Origin of the sequence: Synechococcus sp. A18-25c, from assembly GCF_014280035.1 — a bacterium.
GTDB lineage: Bacteria > Cyanobacteriota > Cyanobacteriia > PCC-6307 > Cyanobiaceae > Synechococcus_C.
Genome location: NZ_CP047957.1, coordinates 1,798,190 through 1,818,628 on the forward strand (window position 1 = coordinate 1,798,190; position 20,439 = coordinate 1,818,628).

Below are 20,439 nucleotides of genomic sequence, written 5' to 3' on the forward strand. Positions count from 1 at the left end.
AACGTCAACGTGCTGGGCTCGAATCCAGGGGGGCCGCATCCCGCTGAGGATGCAGAGCCGGCTGGGCCGCGGCGGCGACAAGACGGTTGAGCGCATTCACAAAGGCCTGAGCCGCTGCCACCACCACATCGGTGTCAGCGGAATGACCGGAATACAGCTCCCCATCGCGTCGCAGGCGGATGGTGACCTCACCCATGGCGTCAATGCCTTCGGTCACAGACTTGACTGAAAACTCCACCAGCTCATTCGGCTCCCCAGCCAAGGCATTCAGCGCTCGGCAAACGGCATCCACCGGTCCAGTCCCGATGGAGGCCATGGTTTGCTCTTCTCCATCCTCATCCGCCAGGGTGACGGTGGCGGTCGGGCTGAGGCTGCTCCCGCAGCTCACTTGCACCAGCTTCAGCTGGTAGCGAGCTTCCGGTTGCTGCACCTGCTCGCTGACGATCGCTTCAAGATCACGGTCGGTGATCTCTCGTTTGCGATCGGCCAAATCCTTGAATCGCGCGAAAGCATCGTCGAGATCCTCCCGACTGAGGTTGTAGCCCAGCTCTTCCAGACGGGCACGCACGGCACTGCGACCACTGAGTTTGCCGAGGGAGATCCGGTTGTCGCTTAAACCAACAGTGCGTGCGTCGACAATCTCATAGGTGAGGCGATTCTTGAGAACACCATCCTGGTGGATTCCGGATTCATGAGCGAAGGCATTGGCACCAACGATGGCCTTGTTGGGCTGCACCACCATGCCGGTGAGATTGGACACCAGACGAGAGGTCTTGGTGATCTCTTCGGTGCGCACCGCCGTGAGCGGGGTCGGTGAATCTTCTTCACGCCCAAAGTAGGGATTGAAGAAGCGGCGTCGCACGTGCAACGCCATCACTAACTCTTCCAAAGCCGCATTTCCAGCCCGCTCCCCAATGCCGTTGATCGTGCATTCGAGCTGACGCGCACCGTTTTTCACCGCCTCGAGGAAGTTGGCCACCGCCAGCCCCAGGTCGTTATGGCCATGCACGGACAACACCGCATCCGCAATGTTCGGCACATGCCGGTCAATACCAGCAATCAGCGCACCGAATTCGCTCGGGGTGGTGTATCCGACAGTGTCTGGGATGTTGATGGTGCTGGCACCGGCTGCAATGGCAGCTTCGATCACCTCGTACAGGAACTCCGGATCACTGCGGCCGGCATCCTCGCAGGAGAACTCGACGTCATCCACCAGGGAGCGGGCGTAGGCCACCATGTCGGGGACGATGGCGAGCACCTCCTTACGGCTCTTGCGCAGCTTGTGCTCTAGATGGATATCGCTGGTGGCGATGAAGGTGTGAATCCGCCTACGGGGTGCAGGCGCCACGGCATCCGCACAGGCTTTGATGTCGCCACGGGAGGCCCTAGCCAGTCCGCAAATCACTGGTCCGTTGTCGCCGCCCACCTGCTGGGCGATGCGTTGCACAGCAGCAAAATCTCCGGGACTGGCGAAGGGGAAACCAGCCTCGATCACATCCACTCCGAGCCGGGCGAGCTGTTGAGCAATCGCCAGCTTTTCTTCGAGGTTGAGGCTGGCTCCAGGAGACTGCTCACCATCCCTGAGGGTGGTGTCGAAGATCAGAACGCGGCCTGGATCGTGGGCCATGGCGGAAGCCTCGACGCGATTTAGTCGGAATGACTATGAGTTAGGCCAGTCTAAGCGAGTGTGCGTGTCGATTCTTGCGAAACCCGCAAGGAATACCGGTACATTCACACGGTTGATGGGACGGGACCGTGGCACCCGGAGCACTCGCTCTTGTTCTGCACGCACACCTTCCCTATGTCCGGGCAGAGGAAGAACACTCTCTAGAAGAGGACTGGTTCTTCCAAGCGCTGATCGAGTGCTATCTACCGCTGCTGGAGACCCTGGAGGCAGCAGCAGCCGATCCGCAGCTGGCACCCGAACTCACCATGGGGGTTTCACCCACCTTGCTGTCGCTGCTGTCGGATCGAACCCTGCAGCAGAGGTTCCCCGCCTGGATTGAGGCCCGCCTCAGCCTGTTGAACCAAACGCCAGACAACCGCAAGGACGCCGCCGATCACCTGGCTGACAGCTTCCAACGCCACCTGAGCTCCTGGCATCAGTGTGAAGGCGATCTGATCGGTCGCTTCGCAGCCCTCCAACGCCAAGGTGTGCTGGATCTGCTCACCTGTGGTGCCACCCATGGCTACCTGCCCCTGCTGCGCGAGCATCCGGAGGCGGTGCGTGCACAACTCCGCACGGCTGTGCGGGAGCATCACCGGCTTTTGGGAGAACGCCCACTGGGAATCTGGCTGCCGGAATGCGCTTACTACGAAGGTCTTGACCACTGGATGCGGGATGCGGGTCTGCGCTACGCCGTCCTCGATGGGCATGGTCTACTCCACGCCGAACCTCGACCGCGCTACGGCGTCTACGCCCCAATCGTGAGCCGTCAAGGCGTGGCGTTCTTTGGCCGGGATAGCGACGCCACGCTTCCGGTTTGGTCCGCCAAGGATGGCTATCCAGGAGATCCATGGTATCGGGAATTTCACCGGGACCTTGGCTGGGATCTCCCAGCGGAAACCGTTGCCGCCGAGGGGCTACCCACCGGCAGACCCCTTGGCCTGAAGCTGCACCGCGTCAGCAATCCCAGCAGTGGGCTCGATGGCAAGCAGCCTTACCAACCCAACCGGGCCATGGAACGCACCTGCGAGCATGCCCAGCATTTCCTCCAAGGTCGTCGTCAACAACTGGATCGGTTGCAGGCAGGCATGGCCATCGAACCCCTTCTCGTGGCGCCCTTTGATGCCGAACTGTTTGGCCATTGGTGGTTCGAAGGTCCCCGGTTCCTGGCGGAGCTGTTTCGACAGGGACCCAGCGAAGGCATTCGCTTCACCAGTCTGCGCAGCGTGCTGAATGCCCAACCCAATCTGCAACTGTGCAATCCCTGTCCCTCCAGTTGGGGGCGTGGTGGTTTCCACGATTACTGGCTCAACGAAACCAATGCGTGGATCATTCCTGAATGGAGCCGGGCCGGCCGCGCCATGGTGGAGCGCTGCAGCCGAGGCGTTGGCAGCGAATCGGATCTGCGCCTGCTGCATCAAGCAGGGCGAGAGCTTCTCTTAGCGCAGTCGTCGGACTGGAGCTTCATCCTGAGAGCAGGGACCACCACAGAACTGGCGAAGGAACGCATCGAACGTCACCTCCAGCGTTTTTGGCGTTTGATGGCGGCCATCGATGGCCGCGAGGATCTTCAGGAGAGCTGGCTGGATGAACTGGAACGGGAGGATGCGCTGTTCCCGCTCATTCAGCCGGCAGATTGGGCCAGGGCCAGTCCTTAACCCTCCGCAGGCATCCAACACCCCTGGAGGACGACCACGACATCAGAACTGCCAGGTCATGCCGCCGCTCGCGCGCCAGGTCGTGCCACGGTCGCTCGCCCAGAACTCCATGCCACCTCTTCCATACAGCTTCACCGAGATGCCGTTGAAGTTCTGCACCGTGTAGTCCAGACCCGCCTCAATCAACGCACCGTTCTCGGTGCCCAGCTGTGAATCGAAATTCACCGTCTTGTTGGTGAACTTGTAGCCGATCTCCTGGCCTTCATTGCCCTGGTTCCAGTCCGCAAGCCAGGCCGCCCGAACACTCGGCACCAGCAGTCCCCGCTCGCCGGTGCGGATCGGCACCGACAGCTTCATGCCCAGCTCCGTCTCGGCAAAGTTCGTTGTGCGGCTCTTGTACTTCAACCGCAGGTTCTCCGTTCCGCTGGTCTCGGAGAATCCCTGTTCATGGTTACGGGTCCACACCACCTGCCCTTGGGGCTCGAGCACCACGCCACCGGTCTTGAACGGTGCGCCGATCCGCAGTGCGCCCAGGTAGCTGGTGACGCTCTTGTCACCCCGGGCCGTATTGCCACCCAGATCGTCGTTGATCCGCAGGATGTTGCGCGACTGCTCGCCGCTGAATTCACTCGCCCCCAGCAGGCCCTGCACATAGAAATGGCGGGCGGAGTACTGGGCCGTTAAGCCCCCACCCCAGCCCTCAGGGTTCCAGCTGCCGCCACCGGTCTCGCCGCTGTGCTGGTTCACGTTCAGATCGCCGTAATTGGCATAGGCGCCGATCTGGAACGTCTCGCTCAGCGCCACATTCACACCAAAGCTGGTGCCGTAGGCGGTCAAGCTGTAGTCGTTGTAGAGAATCGATGAGTCATCAGCCCGGCTGTTGCCGCCGAATCCCTTCACCCAGGCGCTCACGCCCTCACGCTTGGCCAGATCCAGTTCGTCATCCTGCTGGTCGACAAGGCGGACGCCGTCGAACTCAACAACAACGGCTTCTTCTTCTAGCTCGATTGCTACCGCAGCATCAGCATCGGCAACCTCAACGCTTTCAACCGCGCCTTCCACATACTCATCAGCCGCTTCTCCATCGCTGAGCTCCTCAGACTTCAGCCACAACGGCTGCACCGGAGCCGACTCCTCAATCACGGCCTCGTCTTCCACAACGCTCTGCTCAACAACTTCTTCTGCAATCAGCAGTTCCTCGAACTGACGCAGCGGCTGTCGATCAAACAACGTGTCCACCAGCAAATTGTTATGCAGCGCCAAACCACGACCCGCAGCATCCACATTCCGTGGGGCTAAACCACTGCCCACCAACTTTGCCAATTGCCCGTAATCAAAACTCAACAGCAGATCAATTTGCTCTTGCTTTAAGCCATCGAGCAAACCTTCAATTATCTCCAGCGCAACCTCTTCCTCGTCTTCCCAAGCGTCGTCTTCATCACCGGGGACATCACTAATCACGTCGCACAGGTCGTCATCTTCTTCACAACCAGGGAGTGGAACAGGCTTATCATTTTTGCATTCATCACCCTCACAGATCGGCGGATCCGGGTCCGGCTTATTAGGCTCTTCCTTGCACTCTTCGAGAGCGGGATATAAGTCGCAGATCGGCGGATCCGGGTCTGGCTTATTAGGCTCTTCATTGCACTCATCAGAATCAGGATGCAAGTCGCAAATAATCTCATCACTTTTTTTGACTTCTATAACAAGATCTAAAGAACCTTTGGCCAAATAACCCTTGTAAAGAGCTGGACCATCTTTGGCATATTCTTCGCCAATTCCATCAAAGGAAAAGATCTGATCTTGACTAACTACGATATATGTATTTTCGGCAAGATCATCAATATTTTTGACATCTCCATCGATGATCTCCCAGACCCCTTCGGGATCATCAGAATCTGGAGCGCCAACAACCAAGCTGCCATTCTCATAATCAAATGACTCACTGACTCGCAAAGGCGGATTATTCTTTCCATCCAAAGAGGTGATAATTCCACCTGGACTTGAATCCTCTAAAGAGTAAGCATCTAGGCTGATTGTTTTAGAGACCAACGGCTGTTCAGGCGAAACATAAACCCGACCCCCTTCCTTGATACTTAGACGATCAATCTCAAATTCACCTCTTCCTGACGGCCCGGACAGCAAGTCAAGTCGACCAGCTCCTGTCACCAATGTGGAAGATCGCCGAGGGATGCTCGACAAGTGTCCCAATAAAAGGGCACCATCTTTAATCTTCGTCTCGCCCTTGTAGGAGTTGGCGCCAGAAAAAGTGGTTGTACCATCACCAACCTTGGTGAATCCACCATCACCGGAAATCGGACCAGAAAACTCCGTATCCGTCCCCAAACCACCAGCAGTCAGGGTCTGGTCATCGTCAATGACAATGTCGCCAGCACCTTCAATCGATCCGATCTCATCACTATTAGTAACTTCATAGGTGGCGCCATCGGAGACAGAAACACCCGTAACATCGCTGAGCGAGCCCGTGACCTTCAACGTTCCCGCCTTGATCTCAGTAGCACCCGCATAGGTGTTATCGCCAGAAAAACTCGTTGTGCCATCTCCAACTTTCTTAAATCCACCATCACCAGAGATTACTCCAGACAACGTGGTATCTGTATCAAGACCACCAGCTGTCAGTGTCTGATCTTTTTCAATAACAATATCGCCAGCACCTTCAATCGATCCGACCTCATCGCTGTTAGCAACTTCATAGATGGCACCATCAGCGACAGAGACAGCCGTAGCGTCGCTGAGAGATCCAGTGACTCGGAGAGTTCCTTCAAGAATATTGGTATCGCCAATATAAGAATTGTCTGCAGCCAAGACTGTTATGCCACTCCCCTGAAAATTTAGTGTTCCAGAGCCGGAGAAAGTCGCCAACAAAACATCAGAAAATTCCCCATTGAATCTTGTTGCGATTCCATTATTGTCCACTGTTCCACCCTCAATTCCAACCCAGAAAGGAATATCTAAGTTCGTGTTGGATGATTGTCCTTCGACATCGACAACCGTTTTTAGTGTTCCACCCTGAAACACTGGTGCATATAGATCCTCTCGAACTTTACCGTCTTCAAACTTACACGGATCGATAGCAGTTTTGATAAGCTGTTGATTGCTTGTTGTCGTTATCTCGCCAGAGGAGATTGTATTCACAGCACAACCACCAAAAGCTTGAATTCGGTTATTTGGCCCTTCATGGGTGTAATATTGAGCTGAATTCCACATGTACTGTAGCCCATTATTTCCCTTAGATGCATTATTTGGCCTCTGATCTCCAGGAGGGAGATCACCCTTCCAGCCATCAAAAATAAATCCGCCACCATTGAAGATATCATTCAGCCATAGATCACCATCCACAAGCAGATTGTTATTTTCCGCAAATTCTTCATAGCCATTCGAAAGACGTTTCGCCAGATCCTCATCGTCTCCCCAGGGAAAGAATTGTCCTATTTGGCTATCTTTCCACCATAGCCCTGCAGATATTCCAGGAACAGCATCGTCTCTGCCTGCGTCATTCACCTTCGGATTAACATAGGTATAGTAATTGATTGCGTAATATTTGTCGTCATCACCTTCAATAACTGTTTGCATATTTACAGGCAAAGTATAAATTTCAACGACGCCAGTCTCGTCCTCTGTGATTTTTTCTCCGCCATCGATGGGGACCACCTGTGCATGCACAGCAGCAGTGGCAGAGAGCGAAAGAGCCAGAGAAAGCACGGAAAGCAGTTTTCTAGTCACCAGACACGCGAACAGCTTGATTCCTTTTAGCGGCACCGTCGAAGTGCGCCATGCAGAAAATATTGACTTTTTATTTGTATGTCACGGCTTCACCTCAGAGTGAATCGCACGAGGAATCTCAAGAGACTCGCGATGCGTATCTCTTGATCGAGCTTTAAGGAGCCCACAAACGTGATCCCAAAAACATTAAGTCTGCCGTTTTGACACATGAGGAATTTAAAAAAACGCCTCCCCATCAGGGGGAGGCATGGATGTTCAAAACTCCCTCAACTGAGGGAGTGGCGTCCTGAGTAGCGATCAGAACTGGAAGGTGGTCACACCACCGCTCGCGCGCCAGGTCGTGCCACGGTCGCTCGCCCAAAACTCCATGCCACCTCGGCCGTACAACTTCACCGAGATGCCGTTGAAGTTCTGCACCGTATAGTCCAGACCCGCCTCGATCCAGGCGCCGTTTTCCGTGCCCAGCTGTGAATCGAAATTCACCATCTTGTTGGTGAACTTGTAGCCGATCTCCTGGCCCTCATTGCCCTGGTTCCAGTCCGCCAGCCAGGCCGCCCGAACACTCGGCACCAGCAACCCCCGATCGCCGGTGCGGATCGGCACCGACAGATTCATTCACTGATGCACAGACGAACAGACACGCACTCCCTTTGATTGTCCGTTATTGAGATCTCTTAGTTACGCCAGCCACAAGGATCTCAAAAACGCGGAGCTTGATCCTGAGCCGCACCCAACACCAATCCCCACCGCAACTCCCAAGGCGAAAGGGCGAACAAGCGCAGCATCACGCCCATCAAGCGCGGCAACGGCAGGGTGTTGGTGAGGAAGCCAAACCACTCCTCCCGCGGCAATGAGAAGAACGTGGCGAAGTGGGTGCGCAACAACGCCTCGTTGAAGCCCATCAACCGGCCCAAGCCGAATTGATAGAGCTGATGCCGCAGCACGAGCTCGATTGGCCACAGCGCTTGCCAACCCCGTTGCGCCAGGGCGGCTGAACCAAGGGCTGGATTGGCGATGGCTTCGGAGATGGCATAGGCCAGATCAGGTCCCCGCCGCAGCAACGCCCCCACCATGTACCCCGAGGCCGGATGCACCATGCTCGCGGCGCCCCCAAACGCCAGCACCGGCTGATTGCGATCCGGCAGCGGCAAGTTCATCGGGAAGAGGCAGAACTCTTCGTGGATCACCTCGGTGATCTCCACGCCGCGCAGATCCAGGCGCTGTTGGAGCCGTTGCTTGAGCACGTCGTAGGGAACACCCGGTGCCAAGGCGAGTGAGGTTTCCTCCACGAAGAACACCCCATCGCCCAGATCCATCGCATAGAGGAACGTGGGCGGTTCGCTGCGCTGCTCCTCGCTGAGGTGATCACAGCGGTAGTCCATCAACACAAATCGGTTCTCCTCAATCGGCGGTTTGGAGAAACGCCCCACCACGCCGTAGGCCGCCTGACCCGCCACCGGCCCCTGATCGGGACGGCGAATGTGGGGTGTGCGCGAGCCGGAGGCATCGATCACCAAGCGCGCCTGCAACGTGGTTCCCGATGCGCAGCTGACGCTGGTGGTTGCACCATTCACGTCCACCCGTTCGGCGGTGTCTTGATGCCAGACCACACCATCAGCCCGTTCCAGCCAAAAGCGCTGCAGGGCGGCCCGATCGAACAAACCGTAGTCAATGCCGTGAGCATGGCTCTGATCCTGAGCCGTTGAGCCGCCTTCGCCGAAATAACTGACGGTGTCGCTCCAGCGGTGCTCCAACAGGTGCTCGAGCCCCAGCCCTTTCAATTCGTCGGCCCAGATGCCGTAGGTGTTGGGCCAAGGAGCGTCAATCGGATCGGGAGCTATCCCAGAAACGTCAACACCGCGCTGGTTCAACTCTGAAGCGATGCAGAGAGCAGCCGGGCCGCCCCCGAGCACCAACACATCCACAGGTTCAGGCAAGGTCAGCTGTCCTGTGCTTCAGCGTTCGCCTCCGGTGCGGCAGCAGCGTCAACGTCCGCATCGACGCCGTCATCAGCATCGGCATCGTCGCCTTCTGCCTGCGGCGGCACGAGCACCACCTTGAGCAAACGATCGCCTTTGTCGAGCTTTTGCAGGCGGACGCCGGTCGCCGCGCGGGACTGCTGTGGAATGGCATCGGCACTTGTGCGCACGATCACACCCTTTTCGCTGACCAACAGCAGCTCTTCGCCCGCTCCAAGCACCCGCAGGCCCACCAGTTCATCGGCATCCGTGCGGAACTTCATCGCCCGCAGGCCCATTCCGGCCCGTTTCTGAAGGCGGAACTGAGTCACAGGCACCCGTTTGCCAAGACCAGCGGCCGAGGCTACCAGCACCCATGGACCTTCACTGCCGACATCGTCCTCATCATCGTTGCTGGCGGCCACTTGGTCCGCCAACTCAACGGGCAAGACGTCCATGCTCACCAGCGCATCGCCATCACGGAGGTTCATCGAGCGCACGCCACGGGCGGTGCGTCCGAGAGGCCTGAGTTCATCGTCACTCAGGCGGAAATGAATGGTCATTCCAGCCTTGGAACCGATCAGCACACTGTCTCCTGGAACCGCCAACCGCACCCAGGTGAGCGCATCCCCGTCTTCCAAGTTGATCGCGATCAGACCGTTGGAGCGGATGTTGCTGAAGGCCGACAGGCGCGTGCGCTTGATGAAGCCACCGCTGGTGAGCATCAGCAGATCCGTGTCGTCGTTGAATTCCGACACAGCCAAGAGGGATGTGATCGCCTCCTCTCGGGGGATGGGGAGCAGCTGCACCACGGGCGTGCCCTTGGCAGCCCGACTGCACTGGGGAACCCGATAGGCCGGCAGGGCATAGGACACACCCCGATCGCTGAACAACAGCAGGGTGTCGTGATCGTTGCAACCAATGAACAGCTTGACCGCATCTTCCCCCTGACTGCGGGTTCCGGCCTTACCGCGAGTTCCTCGGCTGGTGGCTTCGAATTCACTCACCGGCATCCGCTTGAGGTATCCGGTTTCGGTGACCAGCACCACGGAACGCTCATTCGCAATTAAATCGATGTCTTCGAGCCCACCACCGAGGTCGAGGATTTCCGTGCGCCTGGGCACGGCATGGCGATCCCTGAGCTGAGCGAGTTCGTCTTGGATCAGGCCGAAAACGCGCTCACGCCGGCCAAGGATGTCTTTGTAGTCGGCGATCTTGACGACAAGATCTTCGTGCTCGAGGCGAATCTTGTCGGCCTCGAGAGCCGTGAGACGCCGAAGCTGCATCTGCAGAATGGCGTCCGCCTGGATGTCCGTGAGTCCGTGGCGGTCTTGCAACTGCTGTTTTGCTGTTGCTGTATCGGATGCCGCTCGGATAAGGGCAATGATCGGATCCAGCTGATCAAGGGCCAGCAGCAAACCGAGGAGAATGTGATCACGTTCCTCGGCCTTGCGCAGCAGGTAGCGCGTGCGTCGCTCGATGGTCTCGACCCGGAAGTCGAGGAACACCTCGAGCATTTTGCGCAGGGTGAGCAGGATTGGCTCACCGTTCACTAGCGCCAGCATGTGCGCACTGAAGTTGCTCTGAAGTGGCGTGAGTTTGTAGAGATTGTTCAGCACCACCTGCGGATAGGCATCGCGGCGCAGCTCCACCACGATGCGCATGCCATCGCGATCACTCTCATCGCGGATGTCAGAGATCCCCTCGAGCTTCTTGTCGTTAACCATTTCGGCGATGCGCTCGATCAACGCCGCTTTGTTGGTCTGATATGGCAACTCGGTGATGATCACGGCGTCCCTGTCAGGGCGGCCCGGTGCCTCAATGGTTTCAATCTCCGCGACACCACGCATGGTCACGGAGCCGCGGCCACTGAGGTAGGTCTCGCGGATCCCAGTGCGACCGAGGATTTGTCCGCCGGTGGGGAAATCAGGACCGGGAATCAGGGTCATCAACTCCTGATCGTCGAGCTCAGGGTTCTCAATCAGAGCCAGCAGTCCTGCGATCAGCTCACCCAGATTGTGAGGCGGAATGTTGGTCGCCATGCCAACAGCGATCCCGGCAGATCCATTCAGCAGCAGCTGAGGAATCCGTGACGGCAGCACCGTGGGTTCCTGCTGCGAACCATCGAAATTGTCGATGAAGTCGACGGTCTCGGCTTCAATGTCTTCGAGGAGGCTGTCGGTGGTGAGCGCCTGAAGCCGCGATTCGGTGTAGCGCATGGCGGCGGGCGGATCGTTGTCCACAGAGCCGAAATTTCCATGCCCATCGATCAGGGGCATGGACATGGAGAAGCTCTGCGCCATGCGCACCAGTGCGTCATACACAGCCGTATCGCCATGGGGGTGGTACTTACCCAGCACCTCACCGACCACACGGGCACATTTCCGGTAAGGGCGGTCGCTGGTCAGACCCAGCTCGTACATCGCGTAAAGAATGCGGCGATGCACAGGTTTGAGGCCATCTCGGGCATCGGGCAAGGCCCGACCCACGATCACACTCATCGCATACTCGAGGTACGAGCGCGACATCTCGTTGCGCAGATCCGTTTGGATGATCCGATCGTCCGAATCTCCGGGACCGCCGCCGCTGGGCCCCACAGGATCCGCCATACAAGACCTACTTACCGCCCTTCAGTTTATCGCGTCAGGGCCAACTGAAAACAGCCTCCACGTCTCCTTTTGCTGTCGACACGGGTCGATTACGGATCCTGCCCCTACGCTTTGGCGCTGCTGTGTGATCTGAAGACGATGTCGTCCGATAACTCCCCGAAAAAAAAGGGCACTGAGGACTCCATCAGCAGCGATGGAGCTGATTCTGAGACCACCACCGTTGACACGTCCATGCCAGCAATTAACAGCGAAGCGGATGCTGTAACGGTCCCCGCGGTTCCAGAAGCCAGCGAAAGCGAAGCGCTCGCGACACCGCAGAGCCAACCGGTGGCTAAGCCATCCGCCCCGACGGTGAGCGAGCCAGCTCCAGTCGGACAGGCAACCGCACCCGCTGTTCAGCCCAGCACGCCAATCTCCTCCATCGCAGAACGCGTCCAAGTGCCCGCGCAGGCCCCGAGTGGAGACAGCGACGAGAGCGGCGGCGAGTGGGAGATGCTCTCAGGACGCATCAAGGAGTTCTTGGAAGGCAACAACCTTGTGGAGTGGTGGCAGAAGATGCGCCAACCCCTGATTCTGGTTGGTGTGCTGATCGGACTGATCCTGACCTTGAGGATCTATGGGGGCATCCTCGACGCCATCGCCACCGTGCCCCTCGCACCGCGGCTTTTTCAACTGGTCGGAGCGATCTACGCCGCCTGGTACGCCGCAACACGACTCGTGAAAAGCAACGAGCGCAAGAAGGTGTCCAGCAACCTCCAAGACCTCTGGACCAGCATCCGTGGAGGTCGCAAGGGGTAAGGCAGCAGACGGGTAGAGCGAGAAACACCGATTGGTAGTTTGATCAAACTCTGTAAATTCCCGCGGTGGACATTCAGCTCGGACGCTCAAAGGTTGTACGTCGGGCCTACGGCATTGACGAAATCGCCTTGGTGCCCGGCGGCAGGACCGTTGATCCGGAAGTGACCGACACCAGCTGGAGCCTCGGGGGCATCAACCGCGAGATTCCGATCATCGCCAGCGCCATGGATGGCGTTGTGGATGTGGACATGGCCGTGAAGCTGTCCCAACTGGGAGCCCTCGGCGTGATCAATCTCGAAGGAGTGCAGACCCGCTACGACAATCCGAACATCGTTCTTGATCGCATCGCAGCTGTCGGCAAGCACGAGTTCGTTCCCCTGATGCAGGAGATCTACAGCCAGCCTGTTCAGGAATCGTTGATCCGCAAGCGCATCCAAGACATCAAGGCCCAGGGGGGCATTGCAGCTGTCAGCGGCACTCCTGTGGCGGCCATGCGCTTTGGCAAAGTCATCGCGGAAGCCGGTGCCGACCTGTTCTTCGTGCAGGCCACGGTGGTGTCAACCAACCACATCGGGCCCGAAGGTCAAGACACCCTTGATCTCGAGGCGCTGTGCCGGGATATGGGTGTTCCCGTGGTGATCGGGAACTGCGTCACCTACGACGTGGCGCTTCAGCTGATGCGAGCTGGCGCTGCCGGCGTAATGGTGGGCATCGGCCCTGGAGCCGCCTGCACCTCCCGCGGCGTTCTTGGCGTTGGGATTCCCCAAGCAACAGCCGTCGCTGACTGTGCCGCAGCCCGGGATGACTTCCAGAAAGAAACGGGTCGCTATGTTCCGATCGTGGCCGATGGCGGCATTGTTACCGGTGGCGACATTTGCAAATGCATCGCCTGTGGTGCCGACGCGGTGATGATCGGCTCGCCGATTGCGCGTGCGGAAGAGGCTCCCGGTCGCGGCTTCCATTGGGGCATGGCCACACCAAGCCCTGTTCTTCCTCGGGGCACGCGCATCAACGTCGGCAGCACAGGAACCCTGGAGAGGATCCTGCGTGGGCCGGCCAAACTGGATGACGGCACCCACAACCTGCTGGGCTGTCTGAAAACATCCATGGGCACCCTGGGAGCCCGCACGATTAAGGAAATGCAGCAGGTGGAGGTGGTGGTAGCCCCTTCACTGCTCACCGAAGGCAAGGTGTATCAGAAGGCCCAGCAACTGGGCATGGGCAAATAACAACAAAGTCTCAAGCTGAGACATGTTGAATCAAGTGAGACGCAAGGTAAGTTGAAAGTGTGCGGGCTCCGGCCCACACACTCCTCACACCCCCTGGCCCGACGCGTTCGGGCTTTCTGTTTTTTTCGGCGTCCATCACAGTTCAGGCGCAGAGAGGCTGTGATCGAAAGGCAACCTCGGAATCGGTTGCTAAATTTCGCCCATCTCGACCCATCCTGAATGTCCAGCGCTGCTGCTGTTACCGACGCCTCCTTCGAACAGGACGTGCTTCAGAGTGACGTTCCCGTGCTGGTGGATTTCTGGGCGCCTTGGTGCGGCCCCTGCCGCATGGTGGCTCCCATCGTCGATGAGATTGCAAAGGAATTCGAGGGCAAGATCAAGGTGTTCAAACTGAATACCGATGAGAATCCCAACGTGGCTAGCCAGTTCGGCATTCGCAGCATCCCGACCCTGATGGTCTTCAAGGGTGGCCAGAAGGTTGACACCGTTGTTGGTGCTGTTCCGAAGGCAACGCTGTCTGGCACGATTGCCAAATACCTCTGAGGCCAACACTGACCTCGACTGCAGACGCTTCATCCCAACCCGTGACAAGACCGATCCAGAGGATCGGTCTGATTGATTACGGCATGGGCAACCTTCATTCCGTCCAGACCTGCTTCGAACGGTTAGGACAACCGTTAACCGCAGTGCAGCATCCAGAGGATCTGGAACCCTGCGATGCCCTAGTGCTTCCTGGCGTTGGTGCCTTTGACCCAGCGATGCACAAGCTGCATGCATCGGGTCTGGTTGCCCCCCTGCAGAAGTGGCATGCCGAAGCTCGTCCCCTGCTCGGCATCTGCCTGGGTCTCCAATTGTTATTTGAGCGTAGTGATGAGGGCAGTGCTGAAGGACTTGGCCTCCTCAAAGGTGGCGTCTACAAACTGCCCAGCGGCCAAGGTGAACGGATCCCCCACATGGGCTGGGGACAGCTGAAACGCCACAACGCTTGTCCACTGCTTCCAGAGGAAGCTGACGAACCCTGGGTCTATTTCGTGCACTCCTTCGCCGCGGCCCCGGCCTTAGAAGCCGATCTGGCCGCCACAGTCCCCTTTGGCCATGGGAACGCCACCGCGATGGTCTGGAAAGGACGCACAGGAGCCTGCCAATTCCACCCAGAGAAGTCATCCGTCGCTGGATCACAGCTGCTGCAGCGCTGGCTGAAATGGCTTCAGCACGATGTAGCTGATCCCACGTGAGCGGCGGGCAGCTGCGATTGATCGGGGGGCGTCGGTTGCGCAGCCCTGCCGGTCAGAGCACGAGACCGACCACGTCTCGCGTCCGAGAAGCGTTGATGAACATGTTTCAGGCGGAACTGCAGGGGTGCCACTGGCTTGACCTCTGCAGCGGCAGTGGCGTGATGGGATGTGAGGCTCTGCAGCATGGTGCAGAACGCGTGGTCGCCATCGAGAGCAACCCGCGGACAGCAGCCATCTGCCGCGAAAATCTCGAGACTGTGGCGTCAGCGCACACAGAGCGAGCCCGGGTGAGCGTGATTCGAAGGGATCTGCTCAGTTGGCTGAAGAGCGGACGTCCTGCCGATGAACCCGCCTTTTCAATGGTGTACTTCGATCCACCCTATGCAGCGGGGATTTACAACGAAACCCTCGGTCTGCTCCATCGTGGTAGGTGGGTGCAGCCCGAGGGATTGGTGATTTGCGAATACGCCAGCAACATTCAGCTTGAAGCTCCATCACCCTGGATTGAAAGGGAGCGACGGCGTTATGGAAGCAGCAGCCTGCTGATCCTCAGCCCCCCAGGGCACTACCCCGGCGATACTGGTTCCAAGCAGCCACAAACAGACCCAAAAGCGTAACGGGGATCAAGCCCAAAACTATTCCGCAAAGTAGGGGTTCGATCATGGCGTCACGCCGGATGGAAGGATTAACCACAATTGTTCCATGCATGCGATACATCTGTGACCTCATCGTCATCAACTGCTGCAGCTTCTGAGCGCAGGCGTGGGTTGGTGCCAGCGCTGGTCGCAGTGGCTGTGATTACCGCCCTGGTGCTGGTGGGATGGCTTTACGCAGGAGCTCGTCTCGACCCTTACAGCAAGGCGACATTGGCCCTGACCGGTGACATCCAGCACGGTGGTCAAATTTTCAGAATCAATTGCGCTGGCTGCCACGGCATCGCCGCCCAGGGTTTGGTAGGTCCCAGCCTCCAGGGCATCAGTGTGCGCCGATCTGACCGCGCTGTGATCCACCAGATCGTGAGCGGTGAGACTCCACCGATGCCCCGTTTCGAAATTGAACCGGAAGGGATGGCCGACCTGCTGAGCTACCTGCACACCCTCGACTGATCGGCCTTTGACTCTTGTTGTCGTGCTGGTGGAGCCTGCCGGACCGCTCAACGTGGGCAGTGTTGCCCGCCTTTGCGCCAACTTCGCAGTGGATGAGCTGCGGCTGGTCAACCCACGCTGCGACCCCAAAGACCCTGAAGCCCTGCGCATGGCCGTGCATGGCCAAAACGTCTTGCACAACGCAAGGCACTATCCATCCCTGCTGGACGCCCTGTCCGATTGCCATCGGGTCGTGGCCAGTTGCGGACGATTGGACCACGGAGAAATCCCACTGCAGGCACCCGAACAGGCCATGCCCTGGATCCATCAGGGGCTCGAGACCAATGCCCGCGTCGCTTTGGTCTTCGGACGGGAAGACCGTGGACTCAGCAACGAAGAGTTGCTGCTCAGTCAGCGTGTGGTGCGGCTGCACTCGGGCGATGCCTACCCATCGCTCAATCTGTCCCACGCGGTGGCTGTACTTCTGCACGAGCTGGAACGCACCCGCAGGCAACCCAATCCACATCCCCTGGAACCACTTCAGGGGGGCGAGGCCGCACTGCCTCCCCAGCTGGATGCCTGCCTCATCGATGCAGAGGATTTGTTGCTGGAAGCGGGTTTTCTGCTCGACCACACGGCCAAGGCACGGATGGCCAAGGTGAGAGCTCTACTTCAGAGGGCCTTGGCGCGACCTGAAGAAGTGGCACTGCTGCGTGGCATGGTGCGCCAACTTCGTTGGGCGATTCGTTGCAACCGCCCGTAATCTCTGGCTTTCACACACCGCTCTTTGGCCACAAGTCGATCCAGTCGCCATACCCCAGGCTGGGGACGACCACTGCGTCTGTTGTTGCGCCTCGTGCTGATGGGCGTGGGGTTGGGGGTGATCACTGGATCCGTTTTAAAGCTTGCTGGCACAGGGGCCCAACGGGGTGACTGGCCCATTCCCAGCTGGCTGGTCTCAACAGAAACGGCACCGGAGGACCCGCCAGCACCAACGGCAACGGGCAGCAATGGCCTGCGCTCCAACGGCAACGACAACCTCGGTCGCTTTGAAACGCGCAATGAACTCACAGCCCTGAGTCAACGCTGGAAAGAACTGGCCGCCACGCAAGCAGACCTGAAGGTGAGTGCTTTCATGCTCGTGCTGGATGACGGTCGCTACGCCCAGCTTGAGCCGGACACCGCGCTACCCGCAGCGAGTTCGATCAAGACACCGATTTTGCTGGTGACCCTGGAGGAGCTGGATGCTGGACGCTTGGTCTGGAATGAGCCACTCACCCTGACCAAAACCGTGGTGGGAGGAGGGGCCGGCTGGATGGCCTCCAAACCCATCGGCACCCGCTTCCCCACGCATGAAGTCGCCACGGAGATGATTCGTGTGAGCGACAACACAGCCACCAACCTGCTGATCGATCGACTCGGCGGCAAGGAAGCACTCAATCTCCGCTTCAACGCCCTGGGGCTGAGCGCCACGACCGTAAACAACTGGCTACCAGATCTTGAGGGAACCAACACGACAAGCGCTCGAGATCTGGCCTACTCGATTGCCCTGGTCGACACCGGCGAAGCCCTATCGATTCGCAGCCGGGATCTGTTCCGTCAGGTGATGGGCACATCCATTACTAACACCCTGATTCCCCGTGGGCTGATGCGTGGGCTCGGAGGTCAGCAAGGCAAACCTGATCAAAGTCTGATGATCAAGGGCTATCGAGTTTTGAACAAAACCGGCGACATCGGTATTGCCTATGCCGATGCCGGGTTAATCGAACTCCCTGATGGCAGTCGAGCCGTTGCCGCCTTCCTCGTAAAAGGTCCTTTTAACGACCCACGCTCAACGGAAATGATCCGCAAGCTCACAGCTGCCATGGCTCCGGCGCTCAAACCCAAACTGGCTGTGAGCGCGGCCGTCTCTGAACCCAGCAACAACCCGTGATGAAACGCCTCACTCGGATTCCGATGCTGGTCACGCTGGCCTCATTCGTGGCCTCCGCTGCAAGCCTGTCCGTTGCTCCATCGATGGCATGGGCGCAAGTTCAGACATCCACCAGCCAAGCGGCTGCAGACGACGGTCCGCTGATCCGACGCCAGGAGGTGCGCAGCCTGCCCGGCGGTCTTGACCAGGTGCTGATCATCAACGACAACAATCCGGAACTGATCATCGGGGAAGGGATTCTGGTGTCCACCTTCCCGCAGAGCCCTGGACTGAATCTGGCCTTGAACGGGCGTTTCGACCTGTTCAGCCATCACGTCTATGCCGGAACACCTGATCGTCTCGACTCCACGCTCTGGCTTGCCGTCATCGCTCAGCCGGCAACTGATCAAGCGGTTTCACTGGAACTGCTAGGTGGTAGCACCGCACTCTCCCAGGCTGTCAGCGAAGAGCAAACCGCATCGCCCTTTCTGCCCCTGCCTGCCTTGATGGAGGAAAGCGGAACCGTCATTTCTTCAGGTCCGGGCAGTCGCGTGGCCGGCGATCTGCTCCGCGGAGACTCGGCTGCCGAACTCCCCCGGCAATGGACGATCCAGCCAGGGTCACCGTCATTACTGGTGACGCTCCCCATTCCTGTGGCCGGGCTGGACCCCCTGCTGAACGGTCGCAATCTGCAGATGCGTCTGCACAGCTCAGGGCCGGTGCACCTTGCCACCCTCGCCGCTTTCGGCGACAACCGTCAGGCTCCCAACGCCGCTTACTGGCAGCGGCTTCTCGACGCCGGCAAACAGAGTCCGAAAGAACACGAACCGACACCACGTGGCACCAGGGGGCGCATCATCTACTCCCGCGTCAGTGGCGTCCAAATCGGCAGCACCTGGCAAGCAGAGCTTTCCGACCCCGGGTCAAGCCATCTCGACTTAAGTGAAACCGCAGTCTCCTGGCCGATCAGCAGCCTTGTTAACGGCGATCTACGAACCGGGCAGATTCAGACCGCGGAGCTCGAGGCATTCGACCCCGGCACCGCCTGGGCAGCCCACGGCAACTACGGAGTGGAGTACGACCTCACGCTTCCCCTGCGCAACACCAGCACCGAGACGCGAACCGTGGCAATCGCCCTGGAATCTCCCTTTAAAAATCGCAGCACGAACCAACAACTCATCTTCAGCCGCAGCGATCGGGAACCGGTGATGTTCCGCGGGCCGATCGAGGTGACAGGGCTGGACGGATATGACGGGAAACTCAGTGCAACTCAGCGGTTTCACCTTGTCCTGCGTCGGGGTCAGGAAGGCCCCGAGCTTGGCCAGGTGTCGCTGGGCCCCGGTGAAAGCCGGCGGGTGCGCGTGCGCCTGATTTACCCAGCGGATGCCACACCACCACAGGTGCTGAGCCTCCGACCTGTGAAACAATCCTCTCCAGCACAAGACGATCGTCCGTGAGTTCACCGCGCAAGCGCAGAGTCTTCCCCTTCACCGCTGTGATCGGGCAGGAGGAGATGAAGCTTGCTCTCCTGCTGAACGTGATTGATCCCCGCATCGGAGGGGTGATGATCATGGGAGATCGGGGCACAGGAAAATCAACCACCATCAGGGCTCTGGCTGATTTACTGCCCGGGATTGAAGTGGTGGCCGGCGACCCTTACAACAGCTCGCCCACGGATCCGGATCTGCAAAGCAGTGACGTCGTTCAGCGTCTCGAACATGGTGAAACCCTTGGGACAGAGGAACGCCAGGTGCCGATGGTCGACCTGCCGCTCGGGGCCACAGAAGACCGCCTGTGCGGAACCATTGATATCGAGAAGGCACTCAGTGACGGCGTTCGAGCCTTCGAACCGGGCCTGCTAGCCAAAGCCAACCGAGGCTTGCTCTACGTCGATGAGGTGAATCTGCTCGACGACCACCTGGTGGACGTTTTGCTGGACTCAGCCGCTTCCGGCTGGAACACTGTGGAACGCGAGGGAGTGTCGGTGCGCCACCCGGCCCGTTTTGTGCTGATCGGTTCTGGCAACCCTGAGGAAGGTGAGCTGCGTCCTCAGCTGCTCGACCGCTTCGGCATGAGCGTGGAAGTGCGCACCGTGCGTGACCCCGAGCTGCGCGTGCAGGTGGTGGATCAGCGCACGGCCTTCGACACAGACCCTGATCAATTCAGTGCAGCCGTTGAAGCTGGCCAGCAAGCTCTGCAGCAACGCGTGGTGGAGGCTCAGCAGCGTCTCGACCAGGTTCAGATCGACGACGATCTGCGTCTGCGCATCTCAGCGGTGTGCGGAGAACTCGATGTGGATGGCCTCCGTGGCGACATCGTCACCAACCGGGCCGCACGCGCCCTCGCGGCATTTGAGGGTCGCACCGAAGTGACCGAAGACGATGTTGCCCGGGTGGCGTCTTGTTGCTTAAGGCACCGCCTGCGCAAAGACCCACTGGAGCAGATCGACTCGGGCGATCGCGTGGTCAAGGTGTTCTGCAAGGTGTTTGAACGAAGCGAAAGCAGCGATCGAGCTGAGTTCGAGCTGGCTTTGGCCGCTTAAGCA

16 protein-coding genes and 1 pseudogene are annotated in these 20,439 nt (G+C 58.8%); 11 read left to right on the top strand and 6 right to left on the bottom strand.

Going from position 1 to position 20,439, the window contains the following annotated elements:
* Positions 1–4 precede the first annotated feature (4 nt).
* On the bottom strand, positions 5–1,627 hold the full coding sequence (locus tag SynA1825c_RS09965; protein WP_186469154.1) for a 2-isopropylmalate synthase: 1,623 nt from the start codon (positions 1,625–1,627) through the stop codon (positions 5–7).
* Positions 1,628–1,755: 128 nt separating this feature from the next.
* Here SynA1825c_RS09965 and SynA1825c_RS09970 point away from each other — a divergent pair, with 128 nt between their 5' ends.
* Entirely contained in the window at positions 1,756–3,324 is a 1,569-nt protein-coding gene (locus tag SynA1825c_RS09970; protein ID WP_186469155.1) for a glycoside hydrolase family 57 protein, read from the top strand.
* A 42-nt stretch (positions 3,325–3,366) separates the two neighbouring features.
* Here the strand turns inward: SynA1825c_RS09970 and SynA1825c_RS09975 are convergent, their stop codons facing one another.
* The 4 genes from SynA1825c_RS09975 to gyrA form a co-directional block, all read right to left on the bottom strand.
* A complete protein-coding gene (locus tag SynA1825c_RS09975) occupies positions 3,367–7,047 on the bottom strand; it encodes an autotransporter outer membrane beta-barrel domain-containing protein (RefSeq protein ID WP_186469156.1) in 3,681 nt (1,226 codons plus the stop codon).
* Positions 7,048–7,365: 318 nt separating this feature from the next.
* On the bottom strand, positions 7,366–7,683 hold the full coding sequence (locus tag SynA1825c_RS09980; RefSeq protein ID WP_186469157.1) for a hypothetical protein: 318 nt from the start codon (positions 7,681–7,683) through the stop codon (positions 7,366–7,368).
* 83 nt (positions 7,684–7,766) lie between these two features.
* Entirely contained in the window at positions 7,767–9,005 is a 1,239-nt protein-coding gene (gene crtL, locus SynA1825c_RS09985) for a lycopene beta cyclase (protein ID WP_186469158.1), read from the bottom strand.
* A gap of 2 nt (positions 9,006–9,007) precedes the next feature.
* Entirely contained in the window at positions 9,008–11,635 is a 2,628-nt protein-coding gene (gene gyrA / locus SynA1825c_RS09990; RefSeq protein ID WP_186469159.1) for a DNA gyrase subunit A, read from the bottom strand.
* Between the two features lie 138 nt (positions 11,636–11,773).
* On the opposite strand from gyrA, the gene SynA1825c_RS09995 reads away from it, so the two are divergent.
* From SynA1825c_RS09995 to rsmD, 5 genes and pseudogenes are all read left to right on the top strand, one after another.
* Entirely contained in the window at positions 11,774–12,433 is a 660-nt protein-coding gene (locus SynA1825c_RS09995) for a CAAD domain-containing protein (protein WP_255478355.1), read from the top strand.
* A gap of 65 nt (positions 12,434–12,498) precedes the next feature.
* The gene (locus tag SynA1825c_RS10000; protein WP_186469160.1) at positions 12,499–13,662 is read left to right on the top strand and encodes a GuaB3 family IMP dehydrogenase-related protein; all 1,164 of its coding nucleotides are present in this window, start codon (positions 12,499–12,501) and stop codon (positions 13,660–13,662) included.
* Positions 13,663–13,881: 219 nt separating this feature from the next.
* Entirely contained in the window at positions 13,882–14,205 is a 324-nt protein-coding gene (gene trxA / locus SynA1825c_RS10005) for a thioredoxin (protein ID WP_066909933.1), read from the top strand.
* A gap of 41 nt (positions 14,206–14,246) precedes the next feature.
* Positions 14,247–14,897, top strand: a complete 651-nt coding sequence (gene hisH / locus SynA1825c_RS10010) for an imidazole glycerol phosphate synthase subunit HisH (protein ID WP_186469161.1) — start codon at positions 14,247–14,249, stop codon at positions 14,895–14,897.
* Positions 14,894–15,433: pseudogene (gene rsmD, locus SynA1825c_RS10015) on the top strand (16S rRNA (guanine(966)-N(2))-methyltransferase RsmD); the annotation flags it as partial. The gene hisH and the pseudogene rsmD, both read left to right, overlap by 4 nt.
* Before the next feature lie 13 nt (positions 15,434–15,446).
* Here the strand turns inward: rsmD and petG are convergent.
* On the bottom strand, positions 15,447–15,560 hold the full coding sequence (petG, locus tag SynA1825c_RS13685) for a cytochrome b6-f complex subunit V (RefSeq protein WP_006041770.1): 114 nt from the start codon (positions 15,558–15,560) through the stop codon (positions 15,447–15,449).
* 32 nt (positions 15,561–15,592) lie between these two features.
* Here petG and SynA1825c_RS10020 point away from each other — a divergent pair, with 32 nt between their 5' ends.
* Genes SynA1825c_RS10020 through bchI form a run of 5 tightly spaced genes read left to right on the top strand, consistent with a single transcriptional unit; the run spans position 15,593 to position 20,436 of the window.
* The gene (locus tag SynA1825c_RS10020) at positions 15,593–16,003 is read left to right on the top strand and encodes a cytochrome c (protein WP_186469163.1); all 411 of its coding nucleotides are present in this window, start codon (positions 15,593–15,595) and stop codon (positions 16,001–16,003) included.
* A 7-nt stretch (positions 16,004–16,010) separates the two neighbouring features.
* The gene (locus tag SynA1825c_RS10025; RefSeq protein WP_186469164.1) at positions 16,011–16,745 is read left to right on the top strand and encodes an RNA methyltransferase; all 735 of its coding nucleotides are present in this window, start codon (positions 16,011–16,013) and stop codon (positions 16,743–16,745) included.
* A 24-nt stretch (positions 16,746–16,769) separates the two neighbouring features.
* A complete protein-coding gene (locus SynA1825c_RS10030; protein ID WP_186469165.1) occupies positions 16,770–17,915 on the top strand; it encodes a serine hydrolase in 1,146 nt (381 codons plus the stop codon).
* A complete protein-coding gene (locus SynA1825c_RS10035; protein WP_370593742.1) occupies positions 17,915–19,351 on the top strand; it encodes a DUF3370 domain-containing protein in 1,437 nt (478 codons plus the stop codon). The genes SynA1825c_RS10030 and SynA1825c_RS10035 overlap by 1 nt, the downstream gene beginning before the upstream one ends.
* A complete protein-coding gene (gene bchI / locus SynA1825c_RS10040) occupies positions 19,348–20,436 on the top strand; it encodes a magnesium chelatase ATPase subunit I (RefSeq protein ID WP_186469166.1) in 1,089 nt (362 codons plus the stop codon). The genes SynA1825c_RS10035 and bchI overlap by 4 nt, the downstream gene beginning before the upstream one ends.
* The last annotated feature ends 3 nt before the right edge of the window (positions 20,437–20,439 follow it).

Excerpts from the sequence above, each read along its gene's own strand:
- SynA1825c_RS09965 (WP_186469154.1), bottom strand. The coding sequence starts at position 1,627 with ATGGCCCACGATCCAGGCCGCGTTCTGATCTTCGACACCACCCTCAGG.
- SynA1825c_RS09980 (WP_186469157.1), bottom strand. The coding sequence starts at position 7,683 with ATGAATCTGTCGGTGCCGATCCGCACCGGCGATCGGGGGTTGCTGGTG.
- gyrA (WP_186469159.1), bottom strand. The coding sequence starts at position 11,635 with ATGGCGGATCCTGTGGGGCCCAGCGGCGGCGGTCCCGGAGATTCGGAC.
- SynA1825c_RS09995 (WP_255478355.1), top strand. The coding sequence starts at position 11,774 with ATGTCGTCCGATAACTCCCCGAAAAAAAAGGGCACTGAGGACTCCATC.
- trxA (WP_066909933.1), top strand. The coding sequence starts at position 13,882 with ATGTCCAGCGCTGCTGCTGTTACCGACGCCTCCTTCGAACAGGACGTG.
- petG (WP_006041770.1), bottom strand. The coding sequence starts at position 15,560 with ATGATCGAACCCCTACTTTGCGGAATAGTTTTGGGCTTGATCCCCGTT.
- SynA1825c_RS10035 (WP_370593742.1), top strand. The coding sequence starts at position 17,915 with ATGAAACGCCTCACTCGGATTCCGATGCTGGTCACGCTGGCCTCATTC.